The organism is Mycobacterium sp. TH-M82 (assembly GCF_057473605.1).
The window spans coordinates 1-1,145 of record NZ_JBYCKY010000822.1; the positions used below are offsets into that span (position 1 = coordinate 1).

The following is a 1,145-nucleotide window of genomic DNA, read 5'->3' on the forward strand; positions in this document are numbered from 1 at the left end:
CAGCTGGGGCGTCGGCAGTGGCGGCCCGGCCCGCATCGTCGTCGGGCTACATGCTCGCGATCAGCCGGTTGACCCGTTCGTCGACCGAGCGGAACGGATCCTTGCAGAGCACGGTGCGCTGGGCCTGGTCGTTGAGCTTGAGGTGCACCCAGTCGACGGTGAAATCGCGGCCGGCGGCCTGTGCCGCAGTGATGAACTCTCCGCGCAGCTTGGCGCGGGTGGTCTGCGGCGGGGTGTCGACCGCGTCGTCGATCTCCTCGTCGGTGGCGATGCGGGCTGCCAGACCCTTGCGTTGCAGCAGGTCGAACACGCCGCGGCCGCGTTTGATGTCGTGGTAGGCCAGATCCAGCTGGGCGATCTTCGGGTCGGACAGCTCCATGTGGTAGGCGTCCTGGTAGCGCTGGAACAGCTTACGCTTGATCACCCAGTCGATCTCGGTGTCGACCTTGGCGAAATCCTGGCGTTCCACGGCGTCGAGCTGACGTCCCCACAGGTCCACGATCTGCTCGACCTGCGGATTGGACTCCCGGGTCAGCAGGTGCTCGACGGCGCGGCTGTAGTACTCGCGCTGGATGTCCAATGCGCTGGCCTGCCGGCCGCCGGCGAGCCGCACCGGGCGGCGGCCGGTCAGGTCGTGGCTGACCTCGCGGATGGCGCGGATCGGGTTGTCCAGGGAGAAGTCACGAAACGACACTCCGGCCTCGATCATCTCCAGCACCAGCGCTGCGCTGCCCACTTTGAGCATCGTGGTGGTTTCGCTCATGTTGGAGTCGCCGACGATGACGTGAAGCCGGCGGTACTTCTCGGCGTCGGCGTGCGGCTCGTCGCGGGTGTTGATGATCGGGCGGGACCGGGTGGTCGCACTGGACACGCCCTCCCAGATGTGCTCGGCGCGCTGCGACAGGCAGAACGTGGCGGCCTTGGGGGTCTGCAACACCTTGCCGGCACCGCAGATCAGCTGACGGGTCACCAGAAACGGCAGCAGCACATCGGAGATCCGGGAGAATTCGCCGGCCCGCACGATCAGGTAGTTCTCGTGACAGCCGTAAGAGTTGCCCGCCGAGTCGGTGTTGTTCTTGAACAGATAGATGTCGCCGCCGATGCCCTCGTCGGCCAGTCGCTGCTCGGCGTCGATCAGCAGGTCT

At 66.4% G+C, this 1,145-nt stretch carries 1 protein-coding gene; it reads right to left on the minus strand.

Annotated features, from left to right (window positions below):
• Window positions 1–46 precede the first annotated feature (46 nt).
• On the minus strand, window positions 47–1,145 hold a 1,099-nt coding region (gene pafA / locus AC2VON_RS24080; protein WP_486955087.1), incomplete at its 5' end, for a Pup--protein ligase.